11 protein-coding genes are annotated in these 18281 nt (G+C 70.5%); 9 read left to right on the top strand and 2 right to left on the bottom strand.

Features of this window, described 5'->3' with window-relative positions; translation table 11 throughout:
• Nucleotides 1-4 precede the first annotated feature (4 nt).
• Nucleotides 5-655: a dienelactone hydrolase family protein gene (locus tag ENSA7_RS00965; protein WP_106087297.1), complete on the top strand. Its 651-nt coding sequence runs from the start codon at nucleotides 5-7 to the stop codon at nucleotides 653-655.
• Between the two features lie 46 nt (nucleotides 656-701).
• On the opposite strand, the gene ENSA7_RS41930 is transcribed toward ENSA7_RS00965, so the two are convergent.
• Nucleotides 702-1610, bottom strand: coding sequence for an AgmX/PglI C-terminal domain-containing protein (locus tag ENSA7_RS41930; protein ID WP_244923676.1), 909 nt, complete (start codon nucleotides 1608-1610; stop codon nucleotides 702-704).
• 163 nt (nucleotides 1611-1773) lie between these two features.
• Nucleotides 1774-2226, bottom strand: coding sequence for an acyl-CoA thioesterase (locus ENSA7_RS00955; RefSeq protein ID WP_181232872.1), 453 nt, complete (start codon nucleotides 2224-2226; stop codon nucleotides 1774-1776).
• 24 nt (nucleotides 2227-2250) lie between these two features.
• On the opposite strand from ENSA7_RS00955, the gene ENSA7_RS00950 reads away from it, so the two are divergent.
• From ENSA7_RS00950 to ENSA7_RS00915, 8 genes are all read left to right on the top strand, one after another.
• On the top strand, nucleotides 2251-3042 hold the full coding sequence (locus tag ENSA7_RS00950; protein WP_106087295.1) for an enoyl-CoA hydratase/isomerase family protein: 792 nt from the start codon (nucleotides 2251-2253) through the stop codon (nucleotides 3040-3042).
• A gap of 6 nt (nucleotides 3043-3048) precedes the next feature.
• Nucleotides 3049-5073, top strand: a complete 2025-nt coding sequence (locus tag ENSA7_RS00945) for a serine/threonine-protein kinase (RefSeq protein ID WP_106087294.1) — start codon at nucleotides 3049-3051, stop codon at nucleotides 5071-5073.
• A gap of 58 nt (nucleotides 5074-5131) precedes the next feature.
• Nucleotides 5132-6280: a hypothetical protein gene (locus ENSA7_RS42955; RefSeq protein WP_181232870.1), complete on the top strand. Its 1149-nt coding sequence runs from the start codon at nucleotides 5132-5134 to the stop codon at nucleotides 6278-6280.
• A gap of 125 nt (nucleotides 6281-6405) precedes the next feature.
• Entirely contained in the window at nucleotides 6406-8496 is a 2091-nt protein-coding gene (locus ENSA7_RS00935) for a BamA/OMP85 family outer membrane protein (RefSeq protein WP_146157179.1), read from the top strand.
• Complete coding sequence (locus tag ENSA7_RS00930; RefSeq protein WP_106087292.1) at nucleotides 8493-13622, top strand: translocation/assembly module TamB domain-containing protein; 5130 nt, start codon at nucleotides 8493-8495, stop codon at nucleotides 13620-13622. The genes ENSA7_RS00935 and ENSA7_RS00930 overlap by 4 nt, the downstream gene beginning before the upstream one ends.
• Before the next feature lie 87 nt (nucleotides 13623-13709).
• The gene (locus ENSA7_RS00925) at nucleotides 13710-15002 is read left to right on the top strand and encodes a cation:proton antiporter (RefSeq protein WP_181232868.1); all 1293 of its coding nucleotides are present in this window, start codon (nucleotides 13710-13712) and stop codon (nucleotides 15000-15002) included.
• A 14-nt stretch (nucleotides 15003-15016) separates the two neighbouring features.
• Nucleotides 15017-17542, top strand: coding sequence for a hypothetical protein (locus tag ENSA7_RS46280; protein WP_106087290.1), 2526 nt, complete (start codon nucleotides 15017-15019; stop codon nucleotides 17540-17542).
• 88 nt (nucleotides 17543-17630) lie between these two features.
• Entirely contained in the window at nucleotides 17631-18200 is a 570-nt protein-coding gene (locus ENSA7_RS00915; protein WP_106087289.1) for a hypothetical protein, read from the top strand.
• Nucleotides 18201-18281 lie beyond the last annotated feature (81 nt).

Genomic DNA, 18281 nt, shown 5'->3' with positions numbered 1-18281 from the left:
GCAAATGAAGCGCACGATCACCTCCGTCACCGTTCAGTCGGGTGAAGTCGAGCTCGAGGGCGATCTGACCCTCGTGCCGGGCGCGGGTGGGATCGTCGTATTCGCGCATGGCAGCGGCAGCAGCCGGTTCAGCTCGCGCAATCGCCATGTGGCCAGCAAGCTGACCCAGCGCGGGCTCTCGACCCTGTTGTTCGACCTCTTGACCCCCAACGAACACACCGTCGACGAGCTGACCCGCGAGCTCAGATTCGACATCGCGCTGCTCGGCCACCGCTTGATCGGCACAATCGACTGGCTGCAGCAGCGGTCGCAGACCCAGGCGCTTCGGATCGGGCTGTTCGGCGCCAGCACGGGGGCCGCGGCGGCGTTGGTCGCGGCGGCCGAGCGTCCCTTCGAGGTCGGCGCCGTGGTCTCTCGCGGCGGGCGGCCCGATCTCGCCGCCGCGTACCTGCCCCGGGTCCAGGCGCCCACGCTGTTGCTGGTTGGCGAGCTCGATGAGCCGGTCATCTCGATGAACAGGCAGGCCGCCGCCGCGCTGCGCTGCGAGCACGAGCTGCAGATCGTGCCCGGCGCCTCCCACTTGTTCGAAGAGCCCGGTAAGCTGGAGATCGTCGCGGAGCTGGCGCGCGAATGGTTTGTCACCCGGCTTGGCTGAGGCTGTTTTCAGCTCGGGCCCGAGCTGAGAACAGTCTGCGCATGCGTCAACCAGGGGTGAGGTTGAATGGATAGGTGACGATCACGTTGCCACCGCCGCGGGGCTTGGGGAACCGCCAGGTCGTGACGGCCGCGGCGATACACCGACCGACGGCGGCATCGCTGAGGTTGTCGTCCTGGACCACGGCCGAGCCCACCGTGCCGTCACCGGTGATCACGAAGTTGATCGCCACGCGACCCTGCAGCTTCGGATCGACGGCCAGACCCTGGTTGTAGCAATTGCGGACGTCCCCGAGGTGGCTGCGAACGATCCGGCTGATGATGTCGCGGTCGAGCGCGCCCTTCAGCTCGGTCCCCGGGCCGCCCGCGTCCGACGTTGGCGGGCGGTCGAGCGGGACGCCCGTGGTGGCCCCCGTCGCGATGAGCTCCCCCGGCTCGCTGCACAGCCATCCCTGAATCACGCCGAGCCCAGGTGCGCTCCGGTGCTCGTGGCAGGCCAGCTCGACCGGGCCCGTGTCGGCCGCCGCGTTCGAGCGGGTCGTCGCGGGCGTGAAGAAGTGGTGGGCCTCGGCGACCCGACCCGCCACGCGGCCGTCGGGCCAGCGAAGGATCACCCCCGCGGCCACGTTCGCCTGCGGGACCAGCTTGATGGTGGCGTACACCCCACTCTTGAATTCACCCATGGGCAACGGGGCCGGCGCGGCCGCGCTCGGCTCGAGCGCGAGCAGCTGTGCGGCGGGAACCCAACCTTCGAGCTCGAGGATCGCCAGGCCCATGCTGGCGTCGTAGCCGAGCGCCACGGCTTGCCGCGGGACCACGGTACGGACGAACGACCACCCCTCGCGCGCATCGAGGAGCTCGACGATGCGCTGCGTCGCGCCCCCGGGTCCGGGGGCGAATTTCAGCTGCTGCGCCGAGGCGCTGGGGTCGGCATGGAGGGTGACGGTCGCGCTCACCTGAGCCCACCGAGGGGCCTGCGGTTCAGGTGCCGCGAGCTTGGTCGGCGCGGCGGGGGTCGGCGCAGCGACCTCCACGCTCACGGCGCAGGCGCTCACGCCCAACACAGCGACAACAGGGAGTCTGATGACCACGGCGCCCAGCGACATCGCGGGCAGCATATCAATGATCGGACAGCCCAAACGCGAGGATCCGCGCGCGCAGCTGCTCGGGCAGCGCGACCGACTTGCCGTGCTCGGGGCTGCGCTCGTCGAGGTTCATCACCACACACACGCTGCGCCCGGTCGCCCGCCGGCCGTCTTCGCCGTGGACCTCGTAGGCGAACCCGATCGAGCTGCGCCCGAGCTTGGTCACGCGCTGGTGGATCTCGATGCGCTCACCAAAGCGGCTGGGCCGCTCGAAGTCCGCCTCCGTGTGCACGGCCGGAAACCCGAGCTTGCGGACCCGCACGAACTCGTCGTACCCAAACCCGAGGTGAGTCGGAAACCAGGTCTCCATGGCCTGATGGAAGAAGTCGAAGAAGCGCGGGAAGTAGACGATGCCCGCGGGATCGCAGTCACCGAAGCGGACCTCGATGGCGAGCTTGTGCACGCCGGGGCCAGTAGACGTGGTCACGATGCGTCAGTGTATGCTCCGCCCATGTCACTCGTCGAGTACGCCGCCGCCGATGGGATCGCGACCCTCACCCTGACCAACCCGCCCGCCAACTGCTACTCGCGGGAGATGATGACCGAGCTCGACGCGGCGATCTTGACCGCGCGGTTCGACGCCGCCGTCCACGTGATCGTGATCCGCGGGGCCGGCGAGAAGTTCTTCTGCGCTGGCGCCGACATCGCGATGCTCGACGGCGCCGATCCCTACTTCAAATACAATTTCTGCCTGCACGCCAACGAGACCCTGCTGCGGCTCGAGCACACGGCCAAGCTGGTGATCGCCGCGATCGATGGCCACTGCGTCGGCGGCGGCCTCGAGATCGCGCTGGCCTGTGATCTTCGCATCGCGCGGGCGGGCGCTGGCAAGGCCGGGCTGCCCGAGGTCAAGCTGGGCGTGCTGCCCGGGACCGGCGGCACCCAGCGGCTCGTTCGCCTGGTCGGCAAGCCCAAGGCGATCGAGCTGATGGCCGTCGGCGACACCTTCGATCACGAGCGCGCGCTCGAGCTCGGGCTGTTCGACCATCTGTGGGAGGCCGCCTCGCACGAGGACTTCCACGCCAAGGTCCGCGCGTGGGCCCAGCAATTCGTGCCGCCCAACGCGGCCTCGCGGGCGGTCGGGCTGATCAAGCGGGCGTGCCAGACCGGCGCCGAAATTGCGATCGCCGACGGCCTCGCGCTCGAGCGCGAGCTGCAGCAGCGCCTGTTCGAGAGCGAGGACGCCCGCGAGGGGCTCGCGGCCTACAATCAGCGGCGCAAGCCCGAGTTCACGGGGCGCTGAGCTCCCGTGTCCGCCCCGCCCGAGACCGGCTCCACCGGCGCCATGTTTGGGCGCTACGTGCTGGTGCAGAGCATCGGCCGCGGCGGTTCCAGCGATGAGGTCTGGGTGGCGATCGATCCCGACCTCGACCGCAAGGTCGCGCTCAAGTTGTTGGCGCGCTCGAGCGGCGACGCGGACCGGACCAACAGCGCGCAGCTGCTGACCAAGGCCCGGGCGATGGCCCGCCTGACCCACCCGCACGTGGTCACGATCCACGACGTCGGCGAGGTCGGCGGGCGGCTGTTCATCGCGATGGAGTACGTCGACGGGGAGTCGCTCCGCGCGTGGCTGTCGCGCGGGCCGTACCCCTGGCAAGAGGCGCTCGAGGTCCTGCGCCAGGCCGGCGCCGCGCTGGCGGCCGCCCACGACGTGGGCCTGGTCCACGGCAACTTCAAGCCGTCCAACGTGATGATCGACAGCAACGGCCGGGTCCGCGTGCTCGACTTTGGCCTGGCCCGAACCCCGGACCTGGCGGCTTCGTATTACATCGCGCCAGCGCAGCAGCGCGGCGATCCGGTCGACGCGCCCGGCGACATGTTCTCGCTGTGCGTGGTGCTGTTCGAGGCGCTGTACGGGTCACGTCCGTTCGACGGCGCCGACACCCGAGCGATCGTGGCCAACATGACCGCGGGCAACGTGCTCGAGATCGCCGCAGAGGAGCGCGCGCCCGCGTGGGTCCATCGGGTCGTGACGGCGGGACTGAGCAACGATCCGAGCCAGCGCTTCGAGGACATGCAAGCGTTGCTGCGCGCGCTCGAGCGCTCGCCGGTTCAACAACGACGGCGGCGGCGGCGGGTCGTCGCGGCGACGCTGGTGACCGTGGCGGTCTCGATCGGCCTCGCGCTCGGAGCGAGTCGTCACGATCCCTGCGATGCCCAGGCCGCTCGCGCCCAGACCTGGAACGGCGAGCTCGAATCCCAGCTGAAAGCGCAGATCGACTCACGCACCCCGGCAGGCTCGCTGGTCAGCCAGCGGCTCAGCGAAGGCTTGGATCGCTCCACCGCCGCGTGGGCGGCCGCCCAGACTCAGCTGTGTGTCGACCGTCGGGCCCAGCGCATCACGCCCGGCCTACAGCAGGTGCGCGAGCGCTGCCTCGATGATCGACGCCTGGCGATCACAGCGATCACTGGCCTGACGAAGGCTGGGGGCGACGCCGACCCGGCCCTGCTCGATGCCCTCGCCGCGCGGCCGTATGTCGGGCTGCGTAGCCTTGGTGATCCGGCGCGGTGTGTCGAGCTCGGGATCGACCTCGAGCAGGTGCCAGCGCGCAGCGAAGATCAGGCCCAGGCCCTGGCGATCACCCGGCTCACGCTCGCGCTCGCCCCCGCTGGTCTCCGGCAGCTCGCGGCGAGGGAGCTCGCGCGGATCGGCGACGCAGCCGAGGCCGAGGCCGCGGATCCCGAGCACACGCTGCTGCGAGGACGGCTCGCGGCCGCGGCTGGTGACCGCGACGCGGCCGAGCGCGACCTTCATGCGGTCGCGCGAGCTGCCACCGCGAGCCGCCACCCGCTGGCTGTCCGCGCGTGGTTGGCGCTCGTCGAACTCGAGCTCGCCGAGCTCGAGGGGGATGGCGGCGGGTCGGCGACACCAGACGGCGCGAGCGATCTGAGCGAGCCGAGCGATCTCAGCGAGCCGAGCGATGCGAGCGAGCCGAGCGAGCCGCTCGAGCCGCCCGAGCGCGCCGCCCGTCTCCGCCACGCCGCGCGCCTGCTCGACTACGCGGAGGCCCTCGTCGATCCGGGCGAGGGAGCACAGCGCAGCCAGGTCGCGCTCCTGCGCGGGCGCCTGGCTGGGGCGCTGTCCGAGCCCGAGCTCGCCCTGGCCAGCCTCGACGCCGCGATCGAGCGGGCCGAGCTCGAGCCTGCGCGCGACCCTGACCTGCTCGTTGACCTGCTCCGCATTCGCGCGTCGCTGCACCGCTCACCCACGGCCGCAGCCGCCGATCAGGCCCGCGCCCAGGTGGTCACGACCCAGGCGTTCGGCCCTCAGTGACGCCGTCGAGCCTCGACTTATTTGGGGCCACCCGCGGACGAACATATAGAATCGCTCGATGACCAGGCTTGCTCGACTCGAAAACTTGCCCTTGCTGCTCTCGCTCTCGCTGTTCTCGCTCGTCGTGGCATGCGGCGACGATGGGCCCTTGGCGACCACCGACGCAACTGACACCGGCGACAGCGAGACCGGTGAGTGTCTCGACGCGGACTGCGGAGACACGCTGGACACGACGAACCCCGGTGATGGTGATGGTGATGGCGATGGTGATGGTGATGGCGACGGCGACCCAGGAGATGGAGACGGCGATCCCGGTGACGGCGATGGCGATGGCGATGGCGACGGCGACGGCGACGGCGACGGCGACGGCGATCCGGGCGACGAGGGCCTCGCCTGCCCGATCATCAATGAGTGCATCTTCGCCTGCAACGGCGACATGGCCTGCCAAGACGCGTGCTTCGCCGACGCCAGCCCCAACGCGGTGATCGAGTCGGGGGCGCTCTTGCAGTGCGCCCTCGACAACAACTGCAACAACCAAACTTGCATCGAGCAAAACTGCGCGGGTGAGCTCTACACTTGCTACACCGGCACCGGGACGTGTGGTCAGCTGGCGGAGTGCTACGACAACTGTGCTGGCGACGAGGTGTGTGAGACCGACTGCTTCGTGGAGTCCTCGGGCCTGGCCCAGCAGCAGAGTCAAGCGCTCGACGAGTGCGTCGTCGACAACGATTGTGTCGATGAGCAGTGCATCTTCGCCAACTGCAACAACGAGCTGCAGAGCTGCATTGGGGGCATGAGCGATACCCTGCCCTGCCCGCTGATCGCCGAGTGTCTGATCGACTGCGACGGCGACCCAGCCTGTGACCTCGGCTGCACCCCCGCCACCCCCGAGACCGAGGCCGAGGCCGAGAGCGTGTTTGGCTGCGCGCAGATCGAGGGCTGCAATGACTTCGACTGCACCGAGATGGCGTGTCCCAACGAGTGGGGCATGTGCGTGGCCGGTGACGCCAGCTGTGGCGAGATCGCCCTGTGCGTGCAGGCCTGCGCCGGGGCTGAGCTGTGCCAGTACAACTGCGTGACCGAGGGCGAGCTCATGGGTCAGGCGCTGTTTGGCGCGCTGGCCGAGTGCGTGGTCGACAACGACTGCGAGGATCAAGACTGTATCGACGCCAACTGCAGCGACGAGCAGACGGCCTGCCTCGGATGACCCCGACACGGCTGCGCTCGCTGCGGGCACAAGCGCCGGCTCGGGAGGCCTGAGCTCGGGGCCCTGAACGGCGACCCAGTCGGGAAGCGTGGACGCGTGCAGCAGACCCGCTCTATGCTGCGCTCGTGATCCCGGGTGTGCACGCGCCAGCGCACGATCGCGGCGCGTGGACGCGGGCGTTCGCGTGGAGCGGGCTTCGGCTCGTCCTACTTGGTGTGTTCAGCATGTCCGCCATGGCCGTGGGGCTCGGCGGCTGCAAGCACGGCCCGACCACGGCCGAGCTGCGTGGCGCGGAGTATGTGATCCGCAAGGTCGAGTTCGAGGGCGTCGAGCGGTTCGACGACGCCGAGCTGCACGAGTACCTCGAGCTCCGCCCCCAGCAGCGCCTGCCGCCCCGCCGCTACTGGTTTTACGAGGGCCTGATCCCGATCGACAGCGAGCAGATCGTCGCGCTCTACCACGCCTATGGTCACTTCGCGGCCAAGGTCGTCGACGTCCGCGTCGAGCGGATCGAGCGCTCGGGCAAGCGCCGAGACAAGGTCGATCTGACCTACGTGATCGACGAGGGGCCGGTGACCCGGGTCGAGGCGGTCGAGCTGCGCTGGCCCGGGGGTCCGCCGGTCGGTCCCTCGCAGGCCGAGCGAAGCGCCGCGTTCGCGCGCGCGCCCTCGGTCGAGCCCACCGACATCGCCGAGCTGGTCTCGATCGAGGTGAACGATCGCTTCGAGGTCCCGGCGATGACCAGCTCGGCGGCCGCGGTGCGCGAGCGCCTGCGCCGGGCTGGGTACCCCTACGCGACCGTCGAGCACCAGGCCCGGGTCGACCCCGAGGCGCTCACGGCCCGGGTGGCGTTCGACGTTCGCCCCGGCCCGTTCATGCGGATCGGGGCGATCGAGATCACCGGGCTGGAGACGGTGCCTGAGCGACCGGTCCGGGTCGAGCTCGAGCGCACGATCGGCAAGCCCTACTCACCGGCCCTGGTCGAGCAGATCGAGCAGCGAATCTACGCGCTCGGGGTGTTCTCGACCGTGACGATCGACCGACACCCAAGCGACCTCGCCGACGTCGAGCTCGACGCCGATCAGACCGGGACCCTCGACCTCCACGTCGCCGTCAAAGAGAGCGACCCGCAGCGGATCCGCGTCGGGGTCGGCCTTGGGTTCGAGCCCAACCGCTGGGACCAGCGGGTCAGCGCCCGCTACAGCCACGAGAATTTGTTTCATGCGCTGTACCGGCTGCGCTTGACCGCCCGGGCCGGGTACGCCGAGCTGCCCAACCTGATCCGGCCGCAGGCCCACGGCCCGTTCGCCGAGCTCGATCTGCACACCGAGAAGAAGGGCCTGCTCGAGAAGCACCTGGTGTGGACGCTCGAGCCCAAGCTCGAGCTCGGCATCGAGCAGGGCTACCAGTACTGGTCGTCCCAGCACCGGTTTGGGCTGTCTCGATTCTTTACGCGCTGGCTGCAGCTGCGGCTCAACCACACCCTGCGCTACGTCAATTTTTTCTCGATCTCGCCGACCCTGCAGACCCAAGACACCTTCTTGAGCCTCGATTTTCGCGACCCCTATGTGATCAGCTCGGTCGGCCTGGGCGCCACCGTGTTCGCCGTCGATCAGATCGCGGCGCCCAACCAGGGGGCCGTGCTGGGCGTCGACTACCGCGTCGCGGGCGGGCCGTTTGGCGGCCAGTACGACTACCAGGAGCTGACCCCGTTCGTGCGCCTGTACTGGCGACCGATCGAGCGCTTGCAGCTGGCGGCGCGGGCCCGGGTCGGGCTGATCTTTCCGTTTGGGAATCAGCCCGGCGCGCCGATCGATCTGCGCCAGTACCTGGGCGGCACCGACAGCGTGCGCGGGTGGGGCTTGCGGCGGCTCGCGCCCCGGGTCGACGACTGCGAGCCCGGCCAGAGCTACCGCGACGGCAGCTGCACCTCGATCCCGATCGGCGGCAACACGTCCGTGCTCGCCAACGTCGAGCTGCGGGTTCGGACGTGGAAGCAGCTGTGGGTCGCCGGGTTCGTCGATGGTGGCGACGTGCAGGCCGGCATCGCCAGCTTCGCCCCGGCCGAGTGGAACTACAGCGCGGGCGGGGGGCTGCGCTACGACACGCCGATCGGCAAATTCCGGCTCGACGTGGGGGTCCGCCTCAACGACACGCCGCTGTCCGCCGGCGAGCCGATCTGGGCCCTGCACTTCGGGCTGGGAGAGAGCTTTTGAGCGAGGCTGACACGACCGCGTCGGCACCCGACGTGCCAACCAAGCAAAAGCCCAAGCCCAAGCGCCGCTGGTGGCGGTGGCTGGCTGGCGCCGTCGTGGGTCTGATCACCGCGCTGGTGTTCGCGGTCTTGGTGGTCGCGTGGGTCCCCGCGGCGTCCCAGCGGGTCGCTCGCGTGGCGCTCGAGCGGTGGGACGCGGGGGTCCCAGGCGAGGTCGAGTGGCAGGGCATGCGCGGGAGCCTGGGGGCGGGCCTCGAGCTGCAGGGCTTCGAGCTGCGCGACGCCGACGGGCGCGCGCTGATCCGGGCCAGCTCGGTGCTCGTCGATCTCGACATGGCGAGCCTGGTGCGAATCGAAGCCGGGCTCGAGCGGGTTCACGTGCGCGAGCTCGAGGTCTGGGTCGATCGCGACTGGAGCGCGCTCGCGGCCCCCAGCGAGGGTGAGGCGGCGCCGAGCGAGGGACTCGGCCCCGAGCTGCCGCTGCGGATCCGCGCGGGCGTCGAGCTCGAGGGTGCCCGGATCTATCTCGCCGACCAGCTGCTGGTGAGCAACGAGGCGTTGACCCTGGGGCTCACGGGCATCGGGCGCAGCGCTCGGGCCGAGCTCGAGCTGCGTGGCACCGAGCTGCCGCAGCAGCAGCTGGGGATCGAGTCGCTCACGCTCGCGCTGGCCTGGGCCGAGCCGACCGTGACCCTCGAGCGGCTCGAGATCCAGACCACGCTGGGGCGGGTGCGGGCGGTCGAGCCGGGCGAGGTGGACGTCGACGCGTGGGTCGCTGACGTCGCGCTGCAGGTCGATGGTGAGATCGAGTCCCTCGCCGAGCGGCTGGGCCTCGAGCAGCTCCGGGCGCTCGACCCGGCCGTCGTGCGGGTCCGCGCCCGCGTGCTCGAGGGCGCGGGCGATCCGGCCGGGCGGGCCGAGCTGACCATGAACGCCGAGCTGGGCGAGACCACGCTCGAGCTGGTCGCGACGACCTCCAACCCAGCTGCCGACGCGCAGCGGGTGGATGTCCACCTCGACGCTCAGCTGGCGGCCGGGCAGCTGCACGCCGAGCAGGGTCCGGTGACGCTGGCGCTCGCGCTTGGCCTCGAGCGAGACGGCGCGGGCGAGCTCGAGGCGACCGTCGAGCTTCGCGCAAAGGATCGCCACAGCGGAGCCGCGCTCGAGCTCGACGCGGGTGGATCCGCGACCAGCCTCTCGCCCCTGCGCGGCGCGGCGTGGCTCGAGCTGCGCGGGCCTGCGCTCGCGGTCGAGGCCGCGGCCGCCAGCTCGGACACCCGGGCGATCGACGCGAGCTGGTCGGTCATCATCGAAGATCTCGGCGGTCCACTCGAGGTCCTCGCGCCCTACGTCGACGACGCTCGACTCGCCAGCGTCGGCGGCTCGCTCACGCTGACGGGCAGCTGCGCGAGCCAGCCGGGCGAGGACCTCACCAGCGCGCGCTGCCCGATCTCGCTCGCGCTCGACCACGTGGCCGGGTTCGACACCCAGCTCGCCCACGCCTCGCTGAACGGCGAGCTGAGCCCGCTCGCCGAGCCGATCGAGTTTGCCGCGCGGCTCGAGCTCGACGGCCTGCGCCACCCCCAGTTCGGACTCGACCAAGCTGAGCTCTCGGTCGCGGGCACCTCCGCGCAGATCTCGGTTGCGGGGCACGGACACGGCATGCAGGAGCAGTTCGAGATCGACGCCGATCTCACGCTCGCGGGGCCGGACAAGCTGATCGACCTGCGGGTGCTGGATCTGGTCAGCTCGCGCGGCGCGACGCCTGCTCAGTTTCTGCTCGCCCACCCTGCCCGGATCACGATCGGCCCCGAGCGAATTACCCTGCGTGAGCTCCGGGCCCACGCCGTCGGCGGACAGCTCGCCGTCGATGGCCATGTGGGACTCGCGGACCAGCCCAGCGATCTGCACGTCGAGCTGCGCGCGATCGATCTCGAGCGGGTCGACGCGGTGATCCCGGGTCCGCGCTTGCGGGGTCGGATCGACCTCGACGCCACGATCCGCGGGCGCCTCGATCAACCCTCGGGCTCAGCCTGGCTCCGCGCCGACGCGCTCGAGGTGGGGGATCACGCGATCGGCGAGGTCGAGCTCGCGACCAGCTTGTGCGGCCCGGCCGGTCGCCCCCCGCCGATCCGGCTCGCGTCCGCCAGCGTGGAGCCGTGCAGGTCGCCGGGCGAGCTGGTCGTGTGGGCGCGCGTCGCCGGTCCGCTGGCCAAGCTCGTCGAGCTCGACGCTCGCGTCCCCGTCCGGGTTGGCGAGCAGATCGGCCTGCAACCCGGGCGCAAGCTGGACGCTCGCTTCGTCGTCCGCGAGCTCGAGCTGGTCGAGCTCGGCGGCCTGCTGCCAGCGACCCCGAGCTGGTGGCGGCAGACTCAACCGGGCGCCAGCGCGCCCCCTGGCGATCCTCGGCTGATCCCAGAGGGCCAGCTCGACCTCGAGCTCACGCTCGCGGGCACCAGCACACGGCCGCAGGTCGAGCTGCGCGCCAGCGCCCGCGAGCTCGCTATTGATCGGACACCAGTGGGGACGGTCGCGCTCGCGGCCACGCTCGGCGCCGCCGGGCTGCACGTCGATCTCGACGCCGACCTGACCCTGGCCCAGGTCACGCTCGACGCCGAGATCCCGATGAAGGCCAACCTGACCCGACCCAGCCTCAGGTGGGACCGCGCCGCCGAGCATGTCGTCGCGCTCTCGCTGGTCGAGCTCGACCTCGACGCGCTCGACCGGACCCTTGGCCCCAAGCTGCCCGCGCTCGCCACAGCCCTCGCCAAGGCCGAGCTCGGCGGCCGCGTGTCGGCGTCCGTCCACGCCCGCGGTCCAGCGACCGGGCCTGCAGACACGCCTGCGACCGCGCCGTGGCTGAGCGCCCGGGTCGACGTCGACGACCTCACCCACCGCGACCTGCCGCTCGGCGACGCGAGCGTCGGCGTGGAGCTTCGCGCCGACGAGGCGACGGGCACCCTCGCGCTCGCCGGGCCCCTGGCGCGACGCCTCGACGCCCGGGTCGCCCTGCCGGTCCTTCTCACCCTCGATCCAGATCTCACCTTCGAGCTCGGTGCCGACGCCTCGATCGACGCCGAGGTCCACGTGCACGCGGTCGAGCTCGCCGGGCTCGAGCCCCACCTGGGTCCGCTGCCGCTGACGGGACGCGCGGATCTCGACGTCCAGCTGCGGGGCAGCCTCGCCGATCCCAAGCTCGAGGTCGCGGCCCGGCTGGCGGACCTGCAGCTCGAGGCCGAGCGCGTCGGTGACCTCACTGTCTACGCCCACGTCAATCACGAGCGCGCCACCGTCGAGACCGACCTGGTCCGCCGCGGCGCGCAGCTGATCGCCGCCGAGGTCCAGGTCCCGCTGATCGTCGACCTCACCGATCTCGAGCAGGCCCGCCTGGGTTGGGATCGCGACGGCGACCATCGCCTGAGCGCGCGCGGCCGAGGGCTCGACGCCGAGCTGGTCGCGGCCCTGCTCGGCCGCGCGGTCTCGGACTTCGAATTCGAGACCGCGCTGAGCTTCGACGTGGACGGCCGCGGCACCATCTCGGCGTTCGAGCTCGCGGCCAACCTCGACGGTCGCGCCCAAGCCGACGACGGTGTCCCGCTCGCGATCCACGGCGCGCTCGCGCTCGACCAGCGCCACCAGGGCCTGACCCTGGTCGTCAGCCCGATTTCGAGTCCCAGCGCTGGGTCCACCGTCGACGCCAGCTTGACGCTCGCGGCTGGTCTCGACGCCGACGTCGCCGCGCTGCTGAGCGGCGACCAGGTGATCCGCGAGGTTCCGTTCACGCTCGACGTCGCCGCGCCCAGGCTCGCGCTCGAGCTGTTTGCCCCGTTCTCGGGCCCCTCGCTCCACGATCCGCGCGGGACCCTGAGCGCCGAGCTCACGGGCCGGGGGGTCCTGGCTGCGCCGGAGCTCAGCGGCGCGCTGGCGGTCCAGGGCGCCTCCATCACCGTGATCCCGCTGCGCGAGCGGCTCCACGACATCGACGTCGAGGTCGACTTCGACCACCAGCGCGTCGAGCTGCGCACGCTCCGGATCGGCGCCGGGCGGGGTCAGATCAGCGGCAGCGGTCAGGCCAGCTTCGACGCCGCCAGCACCAGGGCCGAGGCCAACCTCGAGGTCGAGATCCGCGAGGTCCCGATCGTCCGCCCCGGGCTCCCGGCGATGACGCTCGACAGCGACGTCGAGATCGACGTCGAGCTCGCCGCCGCCGCGACCCGGGTCTCGGTCGCGCTCGCCCACACCGAGATCAAAGTCGCCGGGGTCACCCGCGACGCGCCCAAGTCGATCCCCAGCGCCGATCAGGTCGTGTTCGTGACCGGGCCCGAAGCTCAGCCTACCCCCGACGCTGCAGCCAGCGCCGCGACCGTGGCCAGCGTCGGCCCGGCGCTCGAGCTTCGCCTCGAGCTCCGCGACCCTCTCCAGATCACCGGCTCAGCGGTCGACATGGCGTGGGCCGGATCGCTGGGCATCACCCGCGACACTGGCCTGGAGATCGACGGCCAGCTCGAGGCCCGCCGCGGTCGGCTCGAGCTCCTGGGTCACCGCTTCGACATTCGCCGCGGGCTCGTCAACCTACCCACCGACGGCTCGCTCGATCCCTTCTTGGACATCATCGCCGAGACCAGCACCACCGAGGCCGACGTCACCGTCACGATCCGCGGCCGCACCAGCGCGCCAGAGCTGCGGTTCAGCTCGAGTCCGGCCCTGAGCGAGTATCAGATCCTCACCTTGTTGGTCACCGGCTCGACCGAGCTCGGCCAGGGCGAGGGCGAGGTCCAGGCCAAGGCCGCGTCGCTGCTCGCCGCCGTCAGCAACCCCAAGCTGCAGCAGCAGCTCGACCGCTACCTCGGGATCGATCGCGCGAACATCGGATTCGGCGACAGCATCGATCAGCCGATCCTCAGCGTCGGCAAGCGCGTCACCCCCAAGGTCTTTGTCGAGACCACCTATCACCACAACGCGCCGGACGACGAGAACACCGCCGAGGTCGGGGTCGAGTACGACTTCGCGCGACGCTGGTCGCTCGAGACCTACTTTGGCGACGCCGCCGTCGGCGGGGTCGGCGTGTACTGGACCCACAGCTTTGGCGCGGTCCCGTGGCGCCCGCGGCCGGTCGAGACACCGTGATCGCCGCGCTCGCGCGGACTCCCCAACGAGCGAATGGCTCGATCTCGATCTTGCGAGCCGCCGGATCGCCAGCCAGCATCCGCCGCCATGCTGGTGCTCGCCAACGCGTCGACCGCGGTCGGATCGGAGACAGAAGAGCTGGTCTTGCGCCTGCTCGTGCAGCTGCTCGTGATCCTGGTCGCCACCCGAGTGGTCACGGTCGTGGTCCGACGGCTCGGCCAGACCGACGTCTCCGGTGAGATCTTGGCCGGCCTGCTGCTCGGGCCCTCGGCGCTCGGGCTGGTGTTTCCGGAGATCTCGACCGAGCTGTTTCACCCCTCGACCTCGACGATCTTCGTTGGGCTCGCGCAGATCGGGCTGATCTTGCTGATGTTCCAGATCGGCATGGAGTTCGAATTCAGCGAGCAGCTTGGTCAGCGCAAGGCCTCGGTCGTGGCCGTCAGCCTCGCCGGCCTGGTCTTGCCGTTCGTGTGCGGCTACCTGTCCGCGCCGTGGTTTCACGAGCAGCTCGCGGCCCCACGACCGCCGCTGCTCGGGTTTCGCCTGTTCTTCGCGGTCTCGATGTCGATCACCGCGATCCCGATCCTCGGCCGGATCTTCATGGAGCTCGGCCTGTCGCACACCCGCACCGCCGCGCTGGTGATCGGCTCGGCGGCGATCGACGACGTGGTCGGGTGGCTGCTGCTCGGCTCGGTCAGCCTGATCGTCGCCGAGCAATTCAGCTTCGTCTGGGCGGCTCAGCGGATCGGCCTGATCGGCGTCTACGTCATCGCGGTGTTCTTCGTGGTCCGGCCGCTGCTCAAGCAGTGGTTGGCCAGGGACATCGCCAGGCGCGGCGGGCTCGGGCTGCCGACGATCGCCGTCGTGCTGATCGTGCTGCTGTGCTCGGCCTCGCTGACCAGCTACCTCGGCGTGTTTGCGATCATTGGCGGCTTCTTGATCGGCCTGGCGCTCCACGATGATCGCCGGTTCGTCGCGCTGTGGAACCAGCGGGTCTCCCCGCTGGTCATGATGCTGCTGCTGCCCGTGTTCTTCGCCTACACCGGGCTGCGCACCGACATCGGCGCGCTCGATGGCTGGTGGGGGCTGGCGGTCTGCGGCCTCGTCATCGTCGTCGCGTTCGGCTCGAAGTTTGGCGGCGCGTTCTTGGCGGCCAGGGCCGTCGGCGAGTCGAGCCGCGACGCCCTGACAATTGGGGTGTGCATGAACACCCGCGCGCTGATGGAGCTGATCGTGATCAACATCGGCTACGACATGGGCGTGGTCCCGCGCGACATGTTCACGATGCTGGTGATCATGGCGCTGGTCAGCACCTTCGTCGCAACGCCGCTGATCGGGTGGTTGATGAAGGGCGAGCGGCGACAAGTCGCGGCGACCTGAGGTAGATCTTCGGCATGCGCGATGCCGAGCCGGACGAGCCGAACGAGCCGAACGAGCCGAACGAGCCGATCACGGCGTGGATCCAAGCCTGGTCAGAGCACCCGAGCGATGACCTGCCCACGAGCTTCATCGTGGTCGACGACGCCGTCGCGCGCGAGCTGGCGAGCACGCACGCGCGCGCGTTCGAGATCGCGGCGGTGACCACCGCGGCCGGAGCCGAGCAGCTGACCCGCGAGATCCCCAACGTCAGCGAGGACTCGCTCGCGGATCTCGACGAGCGCGGGCTGGTGCGCGTGGGCGCGCGGGTTCGACCCGGCAGCCTGCTGGTCGGCAAGGTCAGCCCGACGGGCGAGGGCCTCCCCAGCCCCGAGGAGAAGCTGCTGCGGGCGATCTTCGGCGAGAAGGCGGGCGAGCTGCGCGACACCTCGCTGCGCTGTCCCCCCGGTTGTCATGGCCGCGTGCGCGAGGCGAGGCTGAACGAGCCCGGTGAAGGCGAGATCGCCGTGGCCCAGGTCGTGGTCAGCTGGGACCGACCGCTGGTCGTCGGCGACGGTCTGATCATCGAGGGCGGCGCAAGCCGGGTCGCCCACGCCGTGGTCGCGCGCATCACCTCACTCGACGGCGGCGGGGTCGCGTGGGCTGGCGGCGGCGGCTCGATCCGCGTGGCCAAGCAGTCGATGGCCCAGGATCTGATCCACGCCCGCTCGATCGGCCCCTACGCCACCGTCACCCAGACCCCGCCGAGCGGGCGCGAGCAGTTTGGTGGCCAGCTCGTGAGTCCGCGCCAGGCCGCCGCGCTGGCCGAGCGAGCCCCGTGGACGGCGTGGGAGCTGTTCACGATCAAGTCCGACAGCGTCGGCGGCCGGACCCGCGCCTACGAAGCGCTGGTCAAGCGTCAGAGCCCCGAGCTCCCCGCCGCACCGCGAGCTCAGACGACAGCTGAGCCGACCGAGCCCGCCGACATCTTCTCGTTGTTCGAGCGGCCCAAGCCCGCGAGCTGGCGAGACGGCGACGTACCCAGCGAGACATCCACGAGCGTCGACGTGATCGTGCGCGAGCTCGCGGCCCTGGGGATCGAGGTGCGCCTGTCCGCCGCGCAGATCGAAGCGCGGCTGCTCAACCCAGACGAGCTGCGCGAGCGCTCCCACGGCGAGGTCACGAAGCCCGAGACCATCGACTATCGGACCACCAAGCCGGCGACCGACGGTCTGTTCTGTCAGCGCATCTTTGGCCCCGTCAGCGACTACGCGTGCGCCTGCGGCAAGTATGCGCGGATGAAGCACCGCGGGGTCGTGTGTGAGCACTGCGGCGTCGAGGTCATCGCGTCCAGGGCTCGGCGCGAGCGAGCGGCTCACATCACGCTCGCGGTCCCCGTGGTCCACCCCTTGTTCCTGGCCGAGGTCGCGCTGCTGCTGTCACTCTCGCTCGCGCAGCTGAACAACGTGCTCGCGGGGAGCCTCGGGCTCGACCTTGGCGGCGACACGAGCACAGGCGTCCAACCGATCGACGTCGACGCCGCGTCGGCGCAGACCAACGCGGTCGCGGTTCGCAGCGCGCTCGCAGCGATCGACCTCGACGAGCTCAGCCGCAGCGACGATCCCGACCGCCGGACCCTCGCCACCCGTCTGCGCGAGCGCGGCATGGCTCCGATCCAGTTCGTGCTCGAGCTGATCCCGGTGCTGCCCCCGGATCTGCGCCCGATCGTCCCGCTCGGTGGCGGCCGGTTTGCGACCGCGGATCTCAACGATCTCTACCGCCGCGTCATCAACCGCAACAATCGCACGCGTCGGCTGGTCGAGCTCAACGCTCCAGCGATCATCCTGCGCAACGAGTCGGCCATGCTGCAGACGGCGGTCGGACAGCTGTTCGACAATGAGCGGACGAGCAAGCCGGTCAAAGCTGAAGATCACGTGCTGCACTCGATCGCAGCCACGCTCGAGCAGCGGCTCGCCACGCTCCCGCAGCGCTGCGTGGACTACAGCGGCGTCGCGGTCGTGGTCGCCGATCCGCAGCTCGAGCCCGGGCGCTGTCGGGTGCCATGGAGCATGGCCCTCGAGCTGTTCAAGCCGATCACCTACGGGATCATGGAGTTCGAGGGCTCGGTCACGACGATCCGGGCGGCCAAGGCCGCGGTCGAGCAGGGCCTCGACTACGCGCTCGCGGCGACCGAGGCGGCCAGCCGCGAGCGGCCCGCGATCTTGCTCAGCGACGCTGGCTTGGTGGTCCGCGAGATCGAGCTGTGGGACGCGCCGGCGATCGCTGTCGACCCACAGACCGCGCGCCTGCTGGCCGGGACCGCGCGACGTCCCTCGGTCTGCGTTCACGTGCCCCTCAGCGAGGAGGCGATCCGCGAGTGTCGTGGGCTCGCCGACATCGGCACCTTCGTCGACGTTGGCTCGGCCTCCGCGAGCGGCTGGCTGAGCCGCGCCGTGCTCGAGGGCAACGGCCTCGCCCGGGTGTGCGAGGCCGTGATCGCCGGCCACGTCGACACGGTCGAGCAGCCAGTGCTACGCGCCGCGCTCGGCCGCGGACCCGGGTGACCTCCCGCGCGGTCTCGCTCCTTCCCAAAAAACCAGGCGCCGCGTCATCCACGGCCGCGCGGGCGCCAACGGGACAGCAGGAGCCACCATGAACCGCACCATCATCATCTCACTTGCCCTCGCTGCCACCGCCTTCGCCCTGCTCGGACCCGTCCCGGTCGAGCGGACCGCAGCGGCGCAGCAACCCTCGAGCACGGTCGTCCCCCTGGCGCAGGAGCAGGCCCCGACCCCGGCGATGTCGGCCGGCCTGTGTGGCCTGACGTCCTCAGACGTCGCGGACATCGTCGACTACTACGCGCTCGACCCCGACATGCCCGCCGTCGCCGACGCGCTGTCGACACCGTTCGACTGCGACGCCTACGGGGATCTGTGCTCGGCGCTCACCACCAATCAAGCGCACGCCTACGCCTGCGGCGCGTGGACCGACATGAAGGCCGAGCTGTCGATCGCCCAGGTCAACAACCGGGCGGTCGGACGGCTGCAGCAGTGGGGCACCTCATGCACCCCCGACTACGAGGTCTGCGAGGACATCTGCGGGTCCGCCAACGTCATCAGCTGCTCTGGCGTCTGGTTCAAGGGGAGCTGCCACAGCATCGCCATGTGCGACTACTTCAGCGGGATCGACATCAAATTCCTCGAGATCCTCACGCCGTTCTGACCCCGTCACTGCCCCGAGCTGAAAACAGCCCGCTGCCCACGCCTGAACCAGTCCACGAATGGCGCCCGCAAGCGGGTCAGA

Origin of the sequence: Enhygromyxa salina (assembly GCF_002994635.1) — a bacterium.
GTDB lineage: Bacteria > Myxococcota_A > Polyangia > Nannocystales > Nannocystaceae > Plesiocystis > Plesiocystis salina_B.
The sequence above is the reverse complement of the archived record's forward strand: the minus strand, read 5'-3'. Positions and strand labels throughout refer to the sequence as shown.

Bases quoted from the DNA above. Each gene is read 5' to 3' on its own strand.
- ENSA7_RS00925 (WP_181232868.1), top strand. From the start codon at position 13,710: ATGCTGGTGCTCGCCAACGCGTCGACCGCGGTCGGATCGGAGACAGAA.
- ENSA7_RS00950 (WP_106087295.1), top strand. From the start codon at position 2,251: ATGTCACTCGTCGAGTACGCCGCCGCCGATGGGATCGCGACCCTCACC.
- ENSA7_RS46280 (WP_106087290.1), top strand. From the start codon at position 15,017: ATGCGCGATGCCGAGCCGGACGAGCCGAACGAGCCGAACGAGCCGAAC.
- ENSA7_RS00965 (WP_106087297.1), top strand. From the start codon at position 5: ATGAAGCGCACGATCACCTCCGTCACCGTTCAGTCGGGTGAAGTCGAG.
- ENSA7_RS42955 (WP_181232870.1), top strand. From the start codon at position 5,132: ATGACCAGGCTTGCTCGACTCGAAAACTTGCCCTTGCTGCTCTCGCTC.
- ENSA7_RS00915 (WP_106087289.1), top strand. From the start codon at position 17,631: ATGAACCGCACCATCATCATCTCACTTGCCCTCGCTGCCACCGCCTTC.